This is a genomic window from Actinomycetes bacterium, from assembly GCA_024222295.1.
Taxonomy (GTDB): Bacteria; Actinomycetota; Acidimicrobiia; order Acidimicrobiales; family Microtrichaceae; genus JAAEPF01.
In genome coordinates, this window is record JAAEPF010000074.1 from 1 (window position 1) to 531 (window position 531).

Consider the following 531-nt stretch of genomic DNA (forward strand, 5'->3'; position numbering starts at 1 on the left):
CCAGACCATCCACGACGCGGTGACGGAGCTCGGCCCTCCCCCGGACATCCGAGCACTCTTCGTCGACTTCCAGCGCCACCTCTTCACAGCCGGCGCAGCGGCGTAGGGCCGGATCGACCCACCTCATCAGCCGAACTGCAGGTCAGCCGGCAACTTCCCGCCCGGTCACTCCCACTCGATCGTGGCGGGGGGTTTGGAGCTGATGTCGAGGACGACGCGGTTGATGCCGCGGACCTCGTTGATGATGCGGTTGGAGATGCGGCGCAGGAGCTGGTGGTCGAGGTAGCCCCAGTCGGCGGTCATGCCGTCCAGGGACTCGACGATGCGCAGGGCGCAGGCGTTCTCGTAGGTGCGGGCGTCGCCCATGACGCCGACGCTCTTCACGGGGAGCAGGACGGCGAAGTACTGCCAGAGGGTCTCGTGGGCGCCGGCGGCCTGGATCTCGGCGGTGCAGATGTCGTCGGCCTCCTGCAAGAGGTTCAGGCGCTCGGCGGTGATGTCACCGGCGATGTGGACCGCGAGGCCGGGGCC

General features: G+C 68.7%; 1 protein-coding gene. It reads right to left on the reverse strand.

The genetic code is table 11. From position 1 onward, the window contains the following. Window positions 1-165: 165 nt before the first annotated feature. Window positions 166-531, reverse strand: a 366-nt coding sequence (locus GY812_16845; protein MCP4437153.1) for a GMP synthase (glutamine-hydrolyzing), incomplete at its 5' end; no start/stop codon positions are given.